Source organism: Gemelliphila asaccharolytica, assembly GCF_001553005.1.
Classification (GTDB): domain Bacteria; phylum Bacillota; class Bacilli; order Staphylococcales; family Gemellaceae; genus Gemelliphila; species Gemelliphila asaccharolytica.
In genome coordinates this window covers 1-17,834 of sequence record NZ_KQ959863.1, presented here as the reverse complement: position 1 = coordinate 17,834, position 17,834 = coordinate 1, and the positions used below count along the sequence as shown (strand labels likewise).

Here is a 17,834-nt window from a genome sequence, read left to right as displayed (position 1 = left end):
ACTAGAAGCAATGAAAATTGCTTCTTTTTTTTATAGGTTGTACAATAAAATAGCAATTTTCATAGATATAATAAAAAAAATTTGTTATAATAAAATCGTATAAATATAAGCATTTGGAGGTAATATGTATTATAGTGAAGAATATATAATAAAAAAAATAAAACAAAAACTTCCAGATATAAAAATAAATAAAATACACAAAAATAACAAAGAAATCTATCAACTAGATTATAAAAATCATAAGGGAGAAATAGACTTAGAAACTTTCAAAAACAAATTTACGACAAATAAAACAAAAGAAAGTGACAACTCTTTAGAAAATTATTTAAATATCATAACAAAAAATTTTCTTCTTCAAGAAAACTTTAAAATAGAAAATATCCCCAAAGAACAATTTTTAAAAAAAATATACCCTGTAATGAGAGCAAAGACTTTTTTAAAGGATAAAGCAGATAGCTTTCTAGTAAAAGAGCACACTCATGAAAGTAAAATATTTTATGCCTTAGATTTGAAAGACTCTTATAAATTAATAGAAAAAAAATCTTTAGCAGAGTTAAATTTACAAGAAGAAGTTGTAAAAAAAGAAGCTATAGAAAACTTAAAAAAATTGCCTTTAAAATATAACAAAGAAGAAATAAAAGGAAACACCTTTTACTTTTTAAATGCAAAAGACGGTTATGACGGGTCAAGGATATTGGACGAAGAGATATTAAAATACTTTTTTAAAAAGATACAAAAAGATTTCTATATAGGATTACCTCACCAAGAAACTTTAATAATAGCTGATATAAAAAACAAAATAGGACTGCAAATATTGCAAAAAATAATGGTAAAATTTTACACAGAAGCATTATTGCCAGTGACAACAATAACGTTTAAATATGACGGAGAAAAGTTAGAGAGCTTCTTTATATATTTGTAAAGCAAAAATTATTTCAAAACATATTTAGAGAAAACAGGAGAAAAAAGGTAAACCAAAGGAGGAAAAATGCAAATTTTTTATAACAAAGACGTATTAGGAGAAACACTAATAATAAGAATAAAAGAAGCAGAAAAAGTAACGTACGAAATGCAAAAAAATACAGCGTTAATCTATGACGAAAAAAAACATCTTGTAGGATTAAATATTTTTAATGTAGAAAATTTAAACCTAGAAGGTAAAGGAATTATCAACCTAAACGAAGGACAAAAAGAGATATTAGAATCAAGATTAAAGAAAATTAATATAAAACTAGATTTTGACTCTACAAATGATGAAAATTTTGTAGTGGGAGAAGTATTAACAAAAGAAAAACATCCTAATGCAGATAAACTTTCCGTAACAACAGTAAAAGTAGGAAAAGATGAAATATTACAAATAGTATGCGGAGCAAAAAATGTAGCAGCAGGGCAAAGGGTAGTAGTAGCAAAAATAGGAGCTATTATGCCGAACGGCTTATTAATAAAAAAATCTAAACTTAGAGGAATAGAATCCTTCGGAATGCTTTGTTCCAAAAAAGAATTAGCAATAGAGCAAAAACAAGAAGAAAAAGGAATTCTTGTCCTAGATGAAAAAGCAGAAGTAGGAAAAAAATTTAGTGAAATAACATTATAGTGGTGGGAAAAGCATGGATAAAAATCAAGATAAAAAAAGAAAAAAAAGATTTTATGACAACTGGTTTTTAGAAGAAAGAGCAGAATTTATAGAAGAAGAAACGCAGGAAGAAATAGAAAAAGGAGAAGGTGAAAAAGAAGAAGTAGAAAAACTACAAGAAAAAGCAAAAGATAATAAGCTTCTCCAATCTGAAGCAACGCAAAAAGAAAAAAAACATTATCAAGAAAAAGGACAAAAAATATTAGAAAAAATAAAAATATTGTTTGAAACTAAAGAAGGCGAAGCAGAATTTTTGTCGGAAGAAAAAGAAGACAAACCAGAAGACTATAAAACATATTTAGAAAAACAAAAACAAATTCAAGAAAAAGAAGAAGAATTAGAAGAAAATTCACTTCCAGCAAAAAAACTTTTAAAATTAGAAAAAATAAAAGAAAATGACAAAATAACTTTAATAAAAGAACAAATAAAATCTCTAATAGCAAAAGTAAAAAAAATTCTAAAAAAATTAAAAGAAAAAGTGCAAAAATTAACTAATAAAACAAATGCTAGTATAACTGAACTTTATGAAGAAAAAGAAAATTTATCAGCTACTTCAAAACTAAAAGAATTAGAGAGTGAAGAAGAGGAAAAAGCGTCAGTAAATTCAGATTTGCAAAAATCACATGATAGTAAAAAAACAAAAGAAGATAGTTTAAAACAAACTCTCAAAAATTTAGGAATAAAAGCAGATAACTTAAAAGATTTTGATATTTTTAAAAAGAAAGAGAAAAAATCTAAACCCTCTTTAGCAGCAGTAAAAGTTAAAAGAATTAAGCAAGAAAATAAATTAGAAAAATTAGAAGAAGATGTTGCCTTGGAACAAGAAAAGGTAAAAATAGAAAATACAGTCAAAACAAAAGACGAAAAACAAGAAACAAAACAACAAGAAGAAGAGCGAAAACAGATAAAAAATAAAGAAAAAATAGAAAAATTAAATCAAGAATTTAATAAAATAAATAGAAAACAAGATAAAATAACTCTAAACAAAGAAGAAGAAAATGACAAAATAGAACAAGCATTTAAAGAAATAAAACAAACCCAAGAAGAAGTAGGAAAAGACCACAAAGATTACACAATAAAAGTGGAAAATTTAGATACTGAAAAAAATAGAAGAAAAGAAATATCTAAAACAACAGTAGAAGACGTCTTAAAGGGAAGTGAAAACTTATTTGAAACAGATATAGATAGAGTAGCTAAAAAACTTGTTTTAAATAGAAATTCAGATATTAAAGAAGAAGAAAAACCAGTATCAAGTGAAGTAGAAGAGTTTAGAAAAGAAGTATACAAAGAAAAAACAAGCAAAAATTTAGTTGATAATGAAAGAAAAACAAATCTTGATAAATTAATACTAGACGCAAAAATAGTAGAAAACAAAAATAAAACCCTAAGTAAAGAAGTAGAAGAGTTAAATGAAAATCTAAAAATCATAAAAGAAGAAAATGAATTTAAAAAAGAATTAGATAGGGAATTTGAAGAAGAAATGTCTTTAGAAAAAATGGCAAAAGAAAATTTAGATGCTAAAGAAAGCAAAGAGGAAAGTGTTAGCACACCTGATGAGAGAGAAAAATCATTAAAAGGTTATAGTGACTATCATTTAGATGAAAAAGAAATACAAGAGTTAATGTTAAAAAATAAAATAGAAAGTGGAGCAGAAAAAGCTGACATAGAAACATTAAATAAAGATATGTCTATAAAAAAAGAAGAAAAAGATGATATAGAAAAATTCAAAGAAGAAAAAATGCTCCCTAAAAAAGCATCTAAAACAGTAATAAATGTAATTTCTACAAAAAGAGGAAGCAGTAAAAAAGAAGAAAAAGATGAAAAAGACGACAAAATAGAATATAAAGAAAAATTATATGAAAATGAACCAAATAAATTCTTCGATGATGGTAAGGAATTTATATTTGGAGAGTATAAAACTAAAGATAGAGGTTATAGACCTGTAAGCAGAGAAAAAATGATTCAAGATAAAAAGAAACTTGATGAAATTTTCCAAAAATATTCTAATATCAATATTCCAGTAGCAAGAAATAAAGAAATAGAACAAAAAATAAAGAGCCCCACTAGAAATGTAACTAAATACAAACCAACAAGGCTAGTTTCATCAGTTTATGGAACCTGCATTCCAAAAAATCAAGGTAAAAATTACTTTAAAGAAATAGCATCACAAGATGAAGTAACTTGGAAAATAGATGTTGGTAGTAAGGCAATAAAAAACAAAAAGAAAATAAAAAAATCTAGAAAAAAATAAAATTTTCTTGAATGTAAAAAAGTTTATATTAATAAGATAGTGAAAAATCAATAATTTTCGGTCCAGCCCTGCCAAAAAAACCTTACAACAGAAAAGTTGTAAGGTTTTTATTTATAATACTTTTTTTCTAATTTAAATAAAAATTAGTCTAAAATCCAGTCTGTAAGGCGATTTGCTTCTACAGGTCCCATAGAATCTTGTGGATAAGTGTATAGTTTAGAACTACTTTCTTTGTATTTTTTCATTAAGTCATCTATGTAGTGCCATGAAGTTACTATATGTTCCCATTTAGAAAATAGCATTTTATTGCCTTTTAAAGCAGCATAAAGCAGTCTTTCGTAAGCTTCAGGGGTGTTTATTTTACTTTCTAAAATGCAACTTTGGCAAAAATCCATAGATACTTCTTTTAGTGTATTGACAGAGCCGGGTTTTTTTACATTAAATTTCAAGTAAATTCCTTCTGTTGGCTGAATTTTTATAACAAGCATATTTTGTGGTGCTTTGTTTTCAGATTTGAATTTTATAACTACTTGTGTTTCTCTTGTTAGCATTCTTTTTCCTGTTCTTATAAAAAATGGCACACCTTTCCATCTTTCATTGTCAATTTCAAGTTTTAATGCTACATAGGTTTCAGTTTTTGAATTTTTACTTACATTTTCTTCTTTTAAGTATCCTTCATATTGGCCTAGTATTAGGGATTCTTCTATATTTTCACATGGTTTTATAGCTTTTAGAAGGTTTAATTGTTCTTTTTTCATATCTCCTTTTGGCTCTTCCATTGCTACTATTGACAGAACTTGCAGGAGATGATTTTGAAGCATATCTCTAACTGCACCACTTTTATCATAGTATGATGCTCTACTTTCTACACCTACTGTTTCTGATGCTGTTATTTGGACACTTTCTATTATGTCTTTATTCCATATATTTTTAAATATTGCATTATTAAAACGCACAGATAGAATATTTTGAATCATTTCTTTCCCTAGATAGTGGTCTATGTGAAAGATATTATTTTTATCAAAGAAAGTAGATAGCTCTTCATTAAGTTTTGTTGCATCTTCTAAATTTTCTCCGAAGGGTTTTTCTATGATTACTTTTGCTTTATTTTCTTTTAAATATGTTTTTATTCCTTTTGTAATTTTTAAAAACATCGCAGGTGCTACAGCATAGTAATAGATGTGTTCTTCTATATCTTCTTTTTTGTAGAAGTCTTGTAATTTTTTGTAATCTTCTGTTTCTGGTATGTTCATTTTGAAGTAGCTAATTCTTTTTGAAAACTCATTAAAAAGCTCTTCTGTAACTTTTTTTCGTGAATATTTTTCTATCCAAGGTTTTATTATTTCTATGTATTTAGAGGTTGTGTAGTTTCTTCTTCCGGGAATAATTATTTTAAAGTTTTCTTTTAATTTTCCTATTGCGTGTAAATTATAAAGACCGGGAATAAGTTTTCTGTATGTTAAATCTCCAGTTCCACCAAAAATTGTTATCGCAGTATTTTTAGTTGTTTTTAAGCCAGTCATAGTGGAATACTCCTTGTTTATCTATTCTGTTAAAAGTATGTGCTCCGAAATAATCTCTTTGTGCTTGAATCATGTTTGCTGATAATCTAGCGGTTTTTAATGTGTCAAAGTAACTTAACGCTGATGTAAATGTCATGATTGGAAGTTCGTTTTTAATTGCTAAAAGAGTTAATTCTCTTAATGAATCGATATTTTTTTTGATTTCTTCTTTGAAGAATGTATCAAAAACTAAGTTTTCTAATTTAGGGTTGTTTTGGTAGGCTTCTATTATATTTTGTAAAAATTTTGCTTGAATTATACATCCTCCACGGAAAATTTTTGCTATATCAGCATAGTTAAATGTCCATGAATATTCTTTTTCTGCTTGTCTAAGTAAGCTAAATCCTTGTGCATATGATATTATTTTTGCTGTGTAGAGAGAGTTTTCTACCATTGTGATAAGTTTTTCCCTGTCAGCAAATTTTTGATATTCATTTTTTTTGAATTCTTTTTCTGCTAAAATTCTTGTATCTTTTATGCTTGACATGTATCTTGCATTTAAGGCACTAGATATTACTGATATGCAAGAACCCAAATCTGCCCCTTGTATAGTTGTCCATTTTCCTGTTCCTTTTTGTCCAGATTTATCTAGTATTTTGTCTATTAAGTATCCATCTGCATCAGGGTCTTTTACTTTTAATATTTTGCTTGTTATATCTATTAAGTAAGACTTGAGTTTTCCTTTATTGAATTTTGCAAAAATGTCACTTATTTGCTGGTTTGTAAAGCCTCCTATGTTTTTTAGAATGTAGTAGCTTTCTGCTATTATTTCCATATCTCCATATTCAATGCCATTATGTACCATTTTTACATAGTGTCCGGCTCCTCCGGTTGAGGTATAATTTATACAAGGATTACCATTTACTTTTGCTGATATGTCTTCTAGAATTTTTTTTATTTCATTGTAAGCTTCTTTATCCCCTCCTGGCATTATTGCTGGACCTTTTCTAGCTCCTTCTTCTCCTCCAGAAATTCCTACGCCAAAGAAGTTAATATTTTTTTCTTTTAGTGTTTTGTATCTTCTCTCACTATCTTTAAAAAATGAGTTTCCACCGTCTATTATTATGTCATCTTTTTTTACAAATTCTAATAGCTGGTTTATGACAGAGTCTACTGCGCCTCCAGCTTTTACCATAATAATGATTTTTCTCGGTTTTTCTAGTGATTCAACTAATTCTTTAAGAGTTTTTTTTCCTTGAATATTTTGATGAGGGAAATTTTTTATCATTTCTTCCATAACAGAAGTAGTTCTATTAAAGACTGAAACTTTGTAGCCTTTGTCTGCTATGTTTAGTGCTAAGTTTTTTCCCATTACTGATAAACCAATTACTGCGATATTATTCTTCATAAATTCCTCCATGATTTTGATATTAAAATTATACCATATATTTTTTGCTAAATTAGAAAATTTGACTATTTAATTTGAAATTTATTTTCTTTTTGCTAAAGCTATTTTTTAAAAATTATTTTATATTTTTATTAAGTTATGATTGTCTTTTTTTCTCTTTACGGCAAAATGTTTTTTAATGCATAAAAAAAAGACTTTTAAAAATATAAAAGTCTTTTTTGCTTGTTTTGTTAGTCGCTAAGCTGGAATCTATTGTGCATTCTATTTGATACTATGTAAAGAACTTTATCAAGAAGAATTTGATTTTGTTCTTTGTAGTAATCAGCCATTTTTTGATTAGCTTTTTCAAGGTCAGCTTGAGTTACTTTATCGCCTAAACTGTCTACTTCTCCTATAACTTTATATCCATATGCCATTACATTTTGAATAAATGTGTCAATGTCTGGTTCACAAAGTTTGAAGTGAGCATCTGCTATTGCTGCAATAATTCTATTTGTCCAGTAGACACTGTCTGTAGTAATTTCTTTAGTTGTATTAGAGAAATATTCTGGAGTTTTGCTAACTTGTGTGAAAAATGGTGCTGGTGCTGTGTATGGCATTGATGAGAATGTTATCCATTCAAGACATGAAGATAACTTATTGCCATTTGGTCTTGCTTGTAAGATACCTAAATGTGAATGACGATTTATTCCTATTGTTCTAAATGTACGTTTGTCAAATTCATCATTTGCAGGATCTAAAGGATCAAATTCTGTAAATTGATAGTGACTACTTAATACATATTTAATATCTTCTATAGCTATTTTTCTATATGGTTTTCTACACCATGGAATAAAGAAACTTATTGGTGATTGTTCTATTTCTGGATTTAAAACTTTTTGCATATACCATGCACGAGGTGTGTTATAAACTCTATCTGAATCTCTTTGACTACCAAATGCGTATCTTGGATTAAAACTTTCTCCATCAAAATTAAGGTCTAGATTGTGTTTTTTAATAAATTCTTGTAAATCTTCTGAACACATAAATTCATCTTCATTATCAAATTCAAAATAATCTAAACCAAATTGATTAGGGGCAGTAACATAGCAATCATCTGGTACTTTTCTTGCTATCCAGTGATGTCCTCCTATAGTTTCAAGCCACCAAATTTCATTTTCGTCAGAAAATGCAACTGCATTATATTCATAAGTACCATATTCTTTTAATAATTTACCTAATCTTTCAACTCCTTCACGAGCTGTTTTTATGTAAGGTAAGACGATTGTGTACATATCTTCTTCACCAAAACCATCTTTAACAAGAGGATCGGCTCCAAGAACTCTAGGATTAGAAGTTATTGTTTCTGTAGCACTCATACTAACGTTAACTTCATTAAATCCAGATTGTCCCCATGTTCCTTCTATTTCATAAATAGCATTAGGAACTGAAGTATATCGCATTGGATTATCAGGTAATTTAATTTCAAACTTACTTGATACTGCTTTATAATGACGTGGTTGGTCTTTTGGTTCTACCACGATAAATTTTTTAGGTTTAAATACTCCATTAGGAGAATCCTCAGTTCTTGCAATTATAGTAGAACCGTCATAACTTGCGTTTTTTCCTATAAGAATTGTTGTACATCCCATATTATTCACTCCTTTTATTTTGTGATATTTGCTTTATTATATCATTAAAACAAGGCAAAAGGAAACATTTTCAAAGAAAAAATTTTATTAGTTTAATTACTATGAAAATATTAAAAAATATAAGTTTAATTTTTAGTGAAGAAATAATTAAAATATATGCCAAATAATATATTTTTTCTATAAAAAATTTAAAAAGGATTTTCCCTTTAAAATCCTAAGTTAATAAAGATAAAAAATATAAAACGCTTTTAAAAATTTTGATAAAAGAGCATAAATTTTTTTAAATTTTCAAGAAAAGAAAAAATCTTTGAAAAATAGTCAGATTATTTACTTGCGTTTTCATAATCCTGTGATATAATATTTGTTCACATTTTAGTCAATATTAGGGCAAATAAAACGATTTTGTTGTACAACAAAAGAAATTTAAAAAAATTTTAGATTTTGCTAGTAAAGTGATTAAGGCTTTAATTAGGGGTTTTTATATCTAATGGGAGTATATAAACAGTTAAAACACAGAAGAAAATCAATAAAAAGGCTTTCATTTTTTAAAAAAGTGTGCTATTATAAAAATACAAAAAAAAACGAAGGAGGACATACTCATGAAAATAGGAGTACCTACAGAAATAAAAAATAATGAAAACCGTGTTTCAGCAATCCCAGGTGTTGTTGAAGAATTAGTAAGTGCAGGACACACTGTCTATGTAGAAAAAGGTGCAGGATTAGGTTCTGGTATTTGCGATAGCCAATATGAAAAAGTTGGAGCTACTATGTTAGACAAAGCAGAAGATGTATGGGCTAAATCAGACATTATTTACAAAGTTAAAGAACCACTTCCATCAGAATACAAATATTTCAAAGAAGGACAAATAATTTATACTTATCTTCATTTAGCAGCTGACCCAGAATTAACAAAAGCAATGCTTGACAGCAAAGTAGTTGGGGTAGCATTTGAAACAGTTAAAGTTGGTAAAACTCTTCCATTATTAAGACCTATGAGTGAAGTTGCAGGAAGAATGGCAGTTCAAGAAGGTGCTAGATTCTTAACATCACCACATGGAGGAAAAGGACTTCTAGTACAAGGTGTTCCAGGAACTAAAGTAGGTAATGTTGTGATTGTAGGGGCCGGTACAGCTGGTGGAGCAGCAGCAAAAGCAGCAATCGGACTTGGGGCAAAAGTTACAGTATTAGATGTAAACTTAGACAGATTAACACAATTAGTAGACATTCACGGACGTGACATCGAAACATTATACTCTACTAAATTGAACATAGCTGAAAAAGTTAAAGAAGCAGACCTTGTAATCAGTACAGTATTAATCCCAGGAGCAAGAGCACCAAAACTTGTAACAAAAGAAATGGTAGCAAGTATGTCTAAAGGAAGTGTAATAGTAGACGTAGCAATAGACCAAGGTGGATCTACAGAATATACTGAAGGACATCCAACAAGTCATGATAAACCAATATTTGTAAAAGAAGGAGTATCACACTACGCAGTAGCAAACATTCCAGGAGCAGTTTCAATAACTTCTTCATACGCATTATGTAACGCTACATCTAAATATATTAAAGTAATAGCTAATTTAGGATTAGAAAAAGCAGTAGAAAAATTCCCGGAATTAGTAGGTGGTATAAACGTAATCAATGGTAAAGTTACATTCAAAGGAGTAGCTGACGCATTAGGTTATGAATATGTACCAGCCGAAAAAGCAATGAAATAAAAAATCATAATAAAATAAAAAACAAAACAAAGAAAATACATACTATACTAAAATAAAAAAATAAAAAATTGTATACCTAGACACACGCTGAAAGACTTAAAGAAAATTTCTTTAAGTCTTTTTAATAGTTTTTATAAAAAAAGGAAAGATAATACAAACAAAAAAAGTAAGAAAAAAGGATAACAATTACATAAATAGTAACAAATATAGACAGTTTATTTTTTTACATTTTTTTCTTGTTATGGTATTATATTTTAAAGAAAAGAGGAGAAAATGAAAATAAAAGAAATTATTGTAGTAGAAGGAAGAGATGACACTAATAGAGTAAAAGAAGCAGTAGAATGTGACACTTTTGAAACTAACGGGTCAGCAATAACAAAAAAAAAGATAGATAGACTAAAAATATTAAACAAAAAAAGAGGGATTATAGTACTCACAGACCCAGATTATGCAGGAAAAAGAATAAGAAGCATAATAGAAAAAAATATACCTACAGCAAAACACGCCTATATATCTAATAAAAAAGCAATAGATAGCAAAGGAAAAATAGGAATAGAAGCTGCAAAAAAAGAAGATATAATAGAATCGTTAAAAAAACATTATACTCCCTTAATAGAAAATAAAAATGACATAAAAAATAACTTACTAATTGATTTAGAATTAGTAGGTAGCGATTTAGCAAAAAAAAGAAGAGAAAAGCTTTGCGAAAAATTAAATATAGAATACACAAATGCAAAAGGACTCTTAAATAAATTAAATATGTATGGAATTTCCAAAGAGAAACTAATGGAAAAAGTAAAAGAGATAAAGGAATAATAAATGGCAAAAATACCTCAAAAAACTTTTCAAATATTAAAAAAATACGATTTTCACTTTAAAAAAAGTTTGGGTCAGAATTTTTTAGTAGACTCTAACATCTTAACAAAAATAGTAGAGTCAGCAAAAATAGATAATAAAACCCTAGTTTTAGAAATAGGTCCGGGGATAGGGTCGCTAACAGAAGAATTAGCAAAAAAAGCAAAAAAAGTAATATCATTTGAAATAGATAATAGACTCATTCCTATACTAAAAGACACACTATCGCCATACAAAAATATAGAAATAATAAATCAAGACATATTGAAAGTAGACGTAGATAGTGTAATAGAAAAACAAGAAGAAAATTATGAAAAGGTAGTATTAGTAGCAAATTTACCATACTACATAACGACAGCGATAATAACTCATTTATTAGAAAATACAAAAAAAATAAGTTCATATGTAGTTATGATGCAAAAAGAAGTAGCAAACAGACTATCTGCAAAAGTAGGTACAAAAGACTATAATTCACTAACAATTCTTTTAAACTACTATACAAATGTTAGCTACCTCTTCACTGTTCCTAAAAAAGTCTTTATCCCTGCTCCCAATGTGGAAAGTGCAGTAGTAGAAATAATAACAAAAAGTAAAAAAGACGAAGAAATAGACGAAAAAACTTTTTTTAACTTTGTAAGAAATTGTTTTTCTCAAAGAAGAAAAACTTTATTAAATAACTTAATATCAAATTTTGGAAAAGAAAAAAAAGAAATACTAATAAAATCATGCGAAGAAGCTGGAATTGACCCTAAAAGAAGAAGTGAAACCTTAGATATAGCAGAATTTAATAGGTTACACAAAAAAATAAAAGAAATAGAGAAAAACAAACTTTAAAAACCTTATTTTAGAAAAAAGGAGAAAATTAAATCATGAAACCTTTAAAAGATAGAGTAATTGAAGCTTTAGAAACAGTAATAGACCCTGAAATTGGGATAGATATAGTAAACCTAGGGCTTCTTTATGATGTAAAAATGAATGATGAAGGCCATGCTATAGTAGTTATGACCTTAACAAGTATGGGCTGTCCTGCAGCTCCATTAATAGTAGAGCAAGTAGAAATGGCAATGATGGGAATAGAAGAAGTAAAAAAAGTAGATGTCGACATTGTATTTGATCCACCATGGTCAAAAGATAAAATGACTCGCTATGCTAAAATTGCTCTCGGAATAGCAGACTATGAAGAGTAAAAAAAGGAAAAATTAAAACTTACACAGTATGATAAAAAAGAAAATCAGAGTTTAAAAGTAAATGCTAATTTAAGATAAGAAAAAATCAAAATCATTTACATAAAAAAAGTTTAATAATATTTTAAAAATTACTAAAAGTATATTTCACAGTTAATAAAGCAAAGAAGTGAAGTATAATATATTTTTATCCTAATAAAAGTTAAGGCTTTATTTTTTATAATATAATTATAAAATATAGCGAAATTATTTTCTTTATGCTATAATAAAACCTTGATTTTTTAATAAAGAGAGGATGATTTTTATAAAAATTTTATTATCAATAATCATGATTTTTTTCATATTTTTCCTTGTTATTTTTTTAGCAAAAAAATATGAATTAAAAAAAGAGCAGATACATATTTTTATTATATTGGTATTATTTTGGACAAGTATCAGTATAATAAGAGCATATAGAAAATTATATATAATAACTCCGGTAGAAGAAGGGGGACTTAGTTTAAGTTTAGAACTTGCAGCAAAGGTAGCTAGTGGTTATGGAATTATGAGTCTTTTTGTTAGATTGCCGATGTTTGTAGCAAGTGATTATTTTAGAAAAAGAAAGATTTTTGTTCAATTAGCTTTAATCTCTTTAATTGCGTCATCATTTTTAGTTTTTTATAGTCCTACTTATAGCAGTTTATATATTTCATCATTAGCTATAGGGCTTTGTGCGACAATGCTGGCGATGTTTAATGTTATTTTTCAAGAAACTTTTTCTATAAATAAAGTAGCAGTTTCGGTGGCTATACTTTCGGCAGCACCACTTTTGGCAGAATTTATAGCTGCACCCGTGCAGTATATTTTCACTTATTCTCAGTATAAACATTATAATTTAATGTGGCTTTTAACTGGAGTTTTGGCACTGATTACTTTTATATTAACCTTAAAGACGAAAGATTATGTTCCAAAAGAAAAAAGTTTTTCACTAGATAAGTTTAAAGTAGTAATAAAACATAAAAGTTTTTTATATGTTTGTTTTTTAGCACTTTTAGTATCGTTTATAAAATTTTCTACAAGTGGTGCTAATATGCTTACTTTTTTTAAAGTAGAATATAATCTAAGTCCTATATTACTAGCTTATATGGATACGGTTTTTGCACTTCCACAGCTTTTAGCTGGAATACTTGCAGGAACATATTTTGCTAGTAAATTTGGAATAAAAAAAACTATGTCCTTATCTTTTCTTTTAGCTAGTATATTTTATTTATCTGCACTTTTAGTCGATAATGTTTATATTATTTATATACTTTATTCATTAAATGGTTTCTTTTATGGTGGAGTATACAATTTGCTAATATCTATGGCTATGCAGTATTTTGATAAAGAGTACAGAAGTATAAGCATGGGAATTTATCAAGCGTTCTTTGCGTTTGGAATATATTTTGGAGATTATATTTATGTCATCATAGCTAGAAATTTAAAAAATGGAATTTTTATTTTTGGTCAAAACAGAGCAATTTTTTTAGTAGTCTTTTTATTGACTATTTTTAGCTATGTAATGGTAAGGTTAAAAGTAAAAGATTTAGAATAAAATAAAATAATTTGAAATATAAAGAAGCTTAAAACAAAAAAAGTTTTAGCTTTTTTGTTTTATCAAACTATTGACACCGATTACATTCGCTGTATATAATGATATTATATGAAAAAATATTAATATAATTAGTTAGGAGGAAATATAGTGAAGAAGTTTATTTTAAAAAAAATTTGGTTTTTGGCACTTGTCTTAATTATAGGTATCGTTTATATTGGAACGGGAATTCATGGTAAGAAAAAATCGGCTCGAAAAACAACTCACAAAACTGAACAAAAAGTAAAACAAGCAGAAAATTCTCAAACAAAAACAAAAGAAAAAGCAGAAGAAAATAAAGAAAGTGGAACAAATGAACAAAATGCTGCTTTAAAAAGAGCAAAAACATATGCAACGGGACTTCATATGTCAAAAAGTAAAATTTATCAACAGTTAAAATCAAAAAATGCGGAAAATTTCAGTGAAAAAGATGCTAAATATGCAGTAGATAATTTAACTGATATAGACTGGAAAGAAAATGCTTTAGAAAGAGCAAAAACATATCGCTCAAAAATGAACTTATCAAAAAATAGAATTTATCAAAAATTAGTGTCAGGAGATGACGAAGGATTCACCGAAGAAGAAGCTAGGTATGCAATAGATAATTTGCCAGAATAATAAACAAAAGAAAAGAAGAGTTTTAAAATTCTTCTTTTTTTCTTGTGTAAATAGCAAAAAAAATTCATGATAAAAAATAAATTAAAATATCTTTAGGAAAGTAAAGTTAGCTAAATAAAGCTTTTAAATATTTAGACACTGGGAAATATTCTATATAAAACACTTTTAAATCAAGTTAAAAGAAATATCTAAGCTTGAATTTGAAACATATTAAAAAAAGTTAGTGTTAATTTATTTTGATAGGTAAGAATTTTTGTTATTTAAGTTTTCTTTTGCATTTTTTAAAAAAAGTGAAGAAAGGAATATTATTTATTTTGATATTGACAGAATAGCAAAAAATATAATATGATAATATATTAAGGTTTTTATATAATTAAAATATAAAAGGAGCAGATATTATGAAAATATCAAAAAAAAATAAATATGAAAGTTATTCAAAAAAATTAAAATATGGGTTTGTACCTTGTGTTTTGGCAGCTAGTATGATTTTACAGACAAGTTCTCTAAGTGCATTAGCAAATGATGTAGCGACGCAAAAAGCAGAAGAAAAAGCAAACCAAAATACGCCTATACCAGCACTTGATCCGGGAAAAGCAAAACTAGTAGAAAATGCAGCCTTTTATAAGGAAGATTATAAAGATGAAGAAAAAAAAGATGACTGGGTAGCAAATTGTGATGATTACTGGAACAAAAAAGTTTCTTATGTAGAAGAAAATGACAAAACAACATATGAAATAATTTTTAATAAAAGTTATCTTGATCAAAGTACAAATGAAAAGATAGTTTTTACTGATAAAGTTATGGTAAAAGACGGCGACAAAACTTTTGAAGCCTATAAAGAACAAAACGAAAAAGGGGAACTTGTTGTTAGATTTACTCTAGCAGGAAAATTAAAAAAAGAGATTCCATTAGTTATTCATTCTATTAAACAAGGTTATGATTATAATGTTATTCTGCAAGTAAGAGATACAACTAAAGAAGAAAATAACCAAGAAGGGCAAACAAATTTACCAGAATTTGATGACGAAAAATCAAAAGATATAGAAAATGCAGCCCTTTATAAAAAAGACTATGACCCTACAGATGCTGAAGAAGATAAAGAAGATTTTTGTAACGATTTTTGGGACAAAGAAGTTCTTTATCAAGAATTTGAAGATAGAAACTCAACTGTATATGAAATAGGTTTTTCAAATAATTATAAAAAAGCTAATGGAGAATACATGGTTTATACAGATGAAGTTACAGCAGTAGTAGACGGAAAAGAGTATAAAGCAGTAGCAAAAAAAGTAATGGGAGAAGACGTACACTTCAAATTTGAAATTCCTGGGAAAGTAAGAAAAGAAATTCCTTTAAAAATACACGCACTACCTAGTAAAGATAATCCAGACTATGCTTATAGAAATGTTCTTCTTCAAGTAAGAGATACAACTGTAAAAGAAACTCCTAAACCTAAAGAAGAAGAAAATAAAATAAAAGACGGAATATATGATGTAAAAGTAGATTTAAAAAACTACTATGAAGATAAAGCGTCTATGGGTAATAAAGCAATAAATAGTGATGCTAAAATAATAGTCAAAGATAATAAAGCAACTATAGAATTATCAGTAAAACCTATAGAATTTATGAATACTTTTGGAGGACTTACCAACTTATTCAAATTAGAAGGAAGTTATAACTACAAAGACAAATCAAATAGAACAGAAGCTGAGAAAAAAGACAAGAAAAAATTCAAAAATGAAAAAGCAAAAGTAGAAAAAGAATATTTTACAAAATTCTCAATGGAAGTGCCACTATCAGCAGTTAATGAAAAAGCAGAAATTCCAGTTGTAGTTTGGGTTGATGCAATGGATCACTTAAATGGTGGAAAACCCGGAGCAGGAGAACAACCAGCGACTTTAAGAATTTTTGGGAAAAACACAGAATTTAAAACTTTCGAGCAAACTGAAGGGATACCGGGAAAACCAGATGTTCCAGAAGCTGCCGAAATAGCTCCATTAACAAATCCAAAAACAGTATATGCAATGGCAGAAAGATACCAAGATAGTGGAGTTCCTTCAATGGCAAATACAACTTTAGATAAAGAAGTTAAGGTGCAAAAAGTAGGCGACAAAACAAGATATGAAGTTAAATTTAAAGAATTTGTAGATAAAGAATACAATATAAATGAACCTATGGTAAGTGTAGGACAACTTTGGTATAAAGACTCTGATGGAAAAATAAAAGAAGCCTATCTAGCAAAAAAAGAAGGAAACGATAGAACTTATAGATTTGAAATATCAGGAGATATGAAAGATGAAGTAGAATTAACAGTTCTAGTTGTTCCTATGCAAAAACTTTTAGGAGATGGAGCAGCGATACAAAAAGCAAATTTAGTTCTATCTAATAAAAAAATTGTAGGAGATATAATTGACGAAAGATATGAAAGAACTCCTTATGATATAAAAATACAAGAAGATAAAAACTTAGAAAAAGGTAGTTTTTATGTCAAACAAGAAGGAAAAACAGGAATTAAAAAAGTATATAGAACATATGAAGCTATCAACGGAGTATCTACTGGAAAATTACTAAAAACAAAAGAAGAAAAATTTAAAGACTCTACAGACAAAATTATAGTAGTTAATAACAAAAAAGACTATGAAGAAGCAATAAAAGAAATTGCTAAAAAAGTAAAAGTAGAAAATGGGCAAAACTTACAAGCAAAATTTGTCGTTGCAGATAAAAAAGAAGTAGAATTTGAAGAAAATCCATTTTTCACATCATATGTCAATGTAACAGAAGATAATGGAGAAAAAATATATACAGTAAAATTTGCTCCTAAAACTATGTTTTTACCATCAGTATATAAATTATACTTGATAAAAAATGGGCAACAAATAGAAGCACAATCTCTTGGAACAATAGAAAAACAAAGTTCAGATGGTACAAAATGGAAAGAAAATGCCGATCACTCTACAACATTCACCTTTAAAGTAAAAGGAGATATACAAAACGAAATATTAACTAGAATTTTATATAGTGGAAATTTAAAATCAGATAGTATTTTATTAATTAATCCAAAAGAAGTGAAATTTGGAGCAGAAGTATTTAGTAAAACAGAAAAAATCCCTTATAAAACAATAAGAAAAGAAGATAAAAACTTGCCAAAAGGAAAAGAAGTAGTAGTTCAAGAAGGGCAAGAAGGAGTAAAAACAGTAAACTCATATTATAAAACTGTGGATGGAATAGTATCAGCAGATAAAGAAAAAATTTATGAAGAAGAAACTGTTTTAAAAAATGAAAAAGATAGAATAGTTACATATGGAACTTTTGATATAAATAATACAAGCGAAACGCCAGATGTAACACCTACACCTACTCCAGCTCCAGAGGTAAAAGCAGGCTGGGAAAAAGATGAAGTAGGATATAAATACCAACGTGCAAATGGA

Annotated in this window: 13 protein-coding genes; 10 read left to right on the top strand and 3 right to left on the bottom strand. The window is 27.6% G+C overall.

Annotated elements, in window-relative coordinates; genetic code table 11:
* Positions 1-124: 124 nt before the first annotated feature.
* From HMPREF1871_RS02260 to HMPREF1871_RS06170, 3 genes are all read left to right on the top strand, one after another.
* Positions 125-922, top strand: a complete 798-nt coding sequence (locus HMPREF1871_RS02260) for a DUF1444 family protein (protein WP_066129522.1) — start codon at positions 125-127, stop codon at positions 920-922.
* Positions 923-988: 66 nt separating this feature from the next.
* A complete protein-coding gene (gene ytpR, locus HMPREF1871_RS02255) occupies positions 989-1,594 on the top strand; it encodes a YtpR family tRNA-binding protein (protein WP_066129519.1) in 606 nt (201 codons plus the stop codon).
* A 13-nt stretch (positions 1,595-1,607) separates the two neighbouring features.
* A complete protein-coding gene (locus HMPREF1871_RS06170) occupies positions 1,608-3,884 on the top strand; it encodes a coiled-coil domain-containing protein (protein WP_066129516.1) in 2,277 nt (758 codons plus the stop codon).
* Positions 3,885-4,027: 143 nt separating this feature from the next.
* On the opposite strand, the gene zwf is transcribed toward HMPREF1871_RS06170, so the two are convergent.
* From zwf to HMPREF1871_RS02235, 3 genes are all read right to left on the bottom strand, one after another.
* Positions 4,028-5,407, bottom strand: coding sequence for a glucose-6-phosphate dehydrogenase (gene zwf / locus HMPREF1871_RS02245; protein ID WP_066129513.1), 1,380 nt, complete (start codon positions 5,405-5,407; stop codon positions 4,028-4,030).
* Positions 5,385-6,806 carry an NADP-dependent phosphogluconate dehydrogenase gene (gene gndA / locus HMPREF1871_RS02240; protein ID WP_157058041.1) on the bottom strand — a complete coding sequence of 474 codons (1,422 nt, stop codon included), beginning with the start codon at positions 6,804-6,806 and terminating at the stop codon, positions 5,385-5,387. The genes zwf and gndA overlap by 23 nt, the downstream gene beginning before the upstream one ends.
* A gap of 218 nt (positions 6,807-7,024) precedes the next feature.
* Positions 7,025-8,425, bottom strand: coding sequence for a C69 family dipeptidase (locus HMPREF1871_RS02235; protein WP_066129507.1), 1,401 nt, complete (start codon positions 8,423-8,425; stop codon positions 7,025-7,027).
* A 599-nt stretch (positions 8,426-9,024) separates the two neighbouring features.
* Between HMPREF1871_RS02235 and ald the strand changes: the two genes are divergently transcribed.
* From ald to HMPREF1871_RS02200, 7 genes are all read left to right on the top strand, one after another.
* Entirely contained in the window at positions 9,025-10,143 is a 1,119-nt protein-coding gene (gene ald, locus HMPREF1871_RS02230; RefSeq protein WP_066129504.1) for an alanine dehydrogenase, read from the top strand.
* A 273-nt stretch (positions 10,144-10,416) separates the two neighbouring features.
* Positions 10,417-10,959 (top strand): ribonuclease M5, encoded by a 543-nt coding sequence (gene rnmV, locus HMPREF1871_RS06165; protein WP_066129498.1) that lies wholly within the window; start codon positions 10,417-10,419, stop codon positions 10,957-10,959.
* 3 nt (positions 10,960-10,962) lie between these two features.
* On the top strand, positions 10,963-11,832 hold the full coding sequence (gene rsmA, locus HMPREF1871_RS06160; RefSeq protein ID WP_066129494.1) for a 16S rRNA (adenine(1518)-N(6)/adenine(1519)-N(6))-dimethyltransferase RsmA: 870 nt from the start codon (positions 10,963-10,965) through the stop codon (positions 11,830-11,832).
* Between the two features lie 35 nt (positions 11,833-11,867).
* The gene (locus tag HMPREF1871_RS02215; protein WP_083505615.1) at positions 11,868-12,185 is read left to right on the top strand and encodes a metal-sulfur cluster assembly factor; all 318 of its coding nucleotides are present in this window, start codon (positions 11,868-11,870) and stop codon (positions 12,183-12,185) included.
* A 292-nt stretch (positions 12,186-12,477) separates the two neighbouring features.
* Positions 12,478-13,755 (top strand): MFS transporter, encoded by a 1,278-nt coding sequence (locus HMPREF1871_RS02210; protein WP_066129489.1) that lies wholly within the window; start codon positions 12,478-12,480, stop codon positions 13,753-13,755.
* Positions 13,756-13,902: 147 nt separating this feature from the next.
* Positions 13,903-14,409, top strand: a complete 507-nt coding sequence (locus HMPREF1871_RS02205) for an Ltp family lipoprotein (protein WP_066129487.1) — start codon at positions 13,903-13,905, stop codon at positions 14,407-14,409.
* A gap of 398 nt (positions 14,410-14,807) precedes the next feature.
* On the top strand, positions 14,808-17,834 hold a 3,027-nt coding region (locus HMPREF1871_RS02200; RefSeq protein ID WP_066129484.1), incomplete at its 3' end, for a G5 domain-containing protein.

Excerpts from the sequence above, each read along its gene's own strand:
- HMPREF1871_RS02260 (WP_066129522.1), top strand. The coding sequence starts at position 125 with ATGTATTATAGTGAAGAATATATAATAAAAAAAATAAAACAAAAACTT.
- ytpR (WP_066129519.1), top strand. The coding sequence starts at position 989 with ATGCAAATTTTTTATAACAAAGACGTATTAGGAGAAACACTAATAATA.
- HMPREF1871_RS06170 (WP_066129516.1), top strand. The coding sequence starts at position 1,608 with ATGGATAAAAATCAAGATAAAAAAAGAAAAAAAAGATTTTATGACAAC.
- zwf (WP_066129513.1), bottom strand. The coding sequence starts at position 5,407 with ATGACTGGCTTAAAAACAACTAAAAATACTGCGATAACAATTTTTGGT.
- gndA (WP_157058041.1), bottom strand. The coding sequence starts at position 6,806 with ATGGAGGAATTTATGAAGAATAATATCGCAGTAATTGGTTTATCAGTA.
- HMPREF1871_RS02235 (WP_066129507.1), bottom strand. The coding sequence starts at position 8,425 with ATGGGATGTACAACAATTCTTATAGGAAAAAACGCAAGTTATGACGGT.
- ald (WP_066129504.1), top strand. The coding sequence starts at position 9,025 with ATGAAAATAGGAGTACCTACAGAAATAAAAAATAATGAAAACCGTGTT.
- rnmV (WP_066129498.1), top strand. The coding sequence starts at position 10,417 with ATGAAAATAAAAGAAATTATTGTAGTAGAAGGAAGAGATGACACTAAT.
- rsmA (WP_066129494.1), top strand. The coding sequence starts at position 10,963 with ATGGCAAAAATACCTCAAAAAACTTTTCAAATATTAAAAAAATACGAT.
- HMPREF1871_RS02215 (WP_083505615.1), top strand. The coding sequence starts at position 11,868 with ATGAAACCTTTAAAAGATAGAGTAATTGAAGCTTTAGAAACAGTAATA.
- HMPREF1871_RS02210 (WP_066129489.1), top strand. The coding sequence starts at position 12,478 with ATGATTTTTATAAAAATTTTATTATCAATAATCATGATTTTTTTCATA.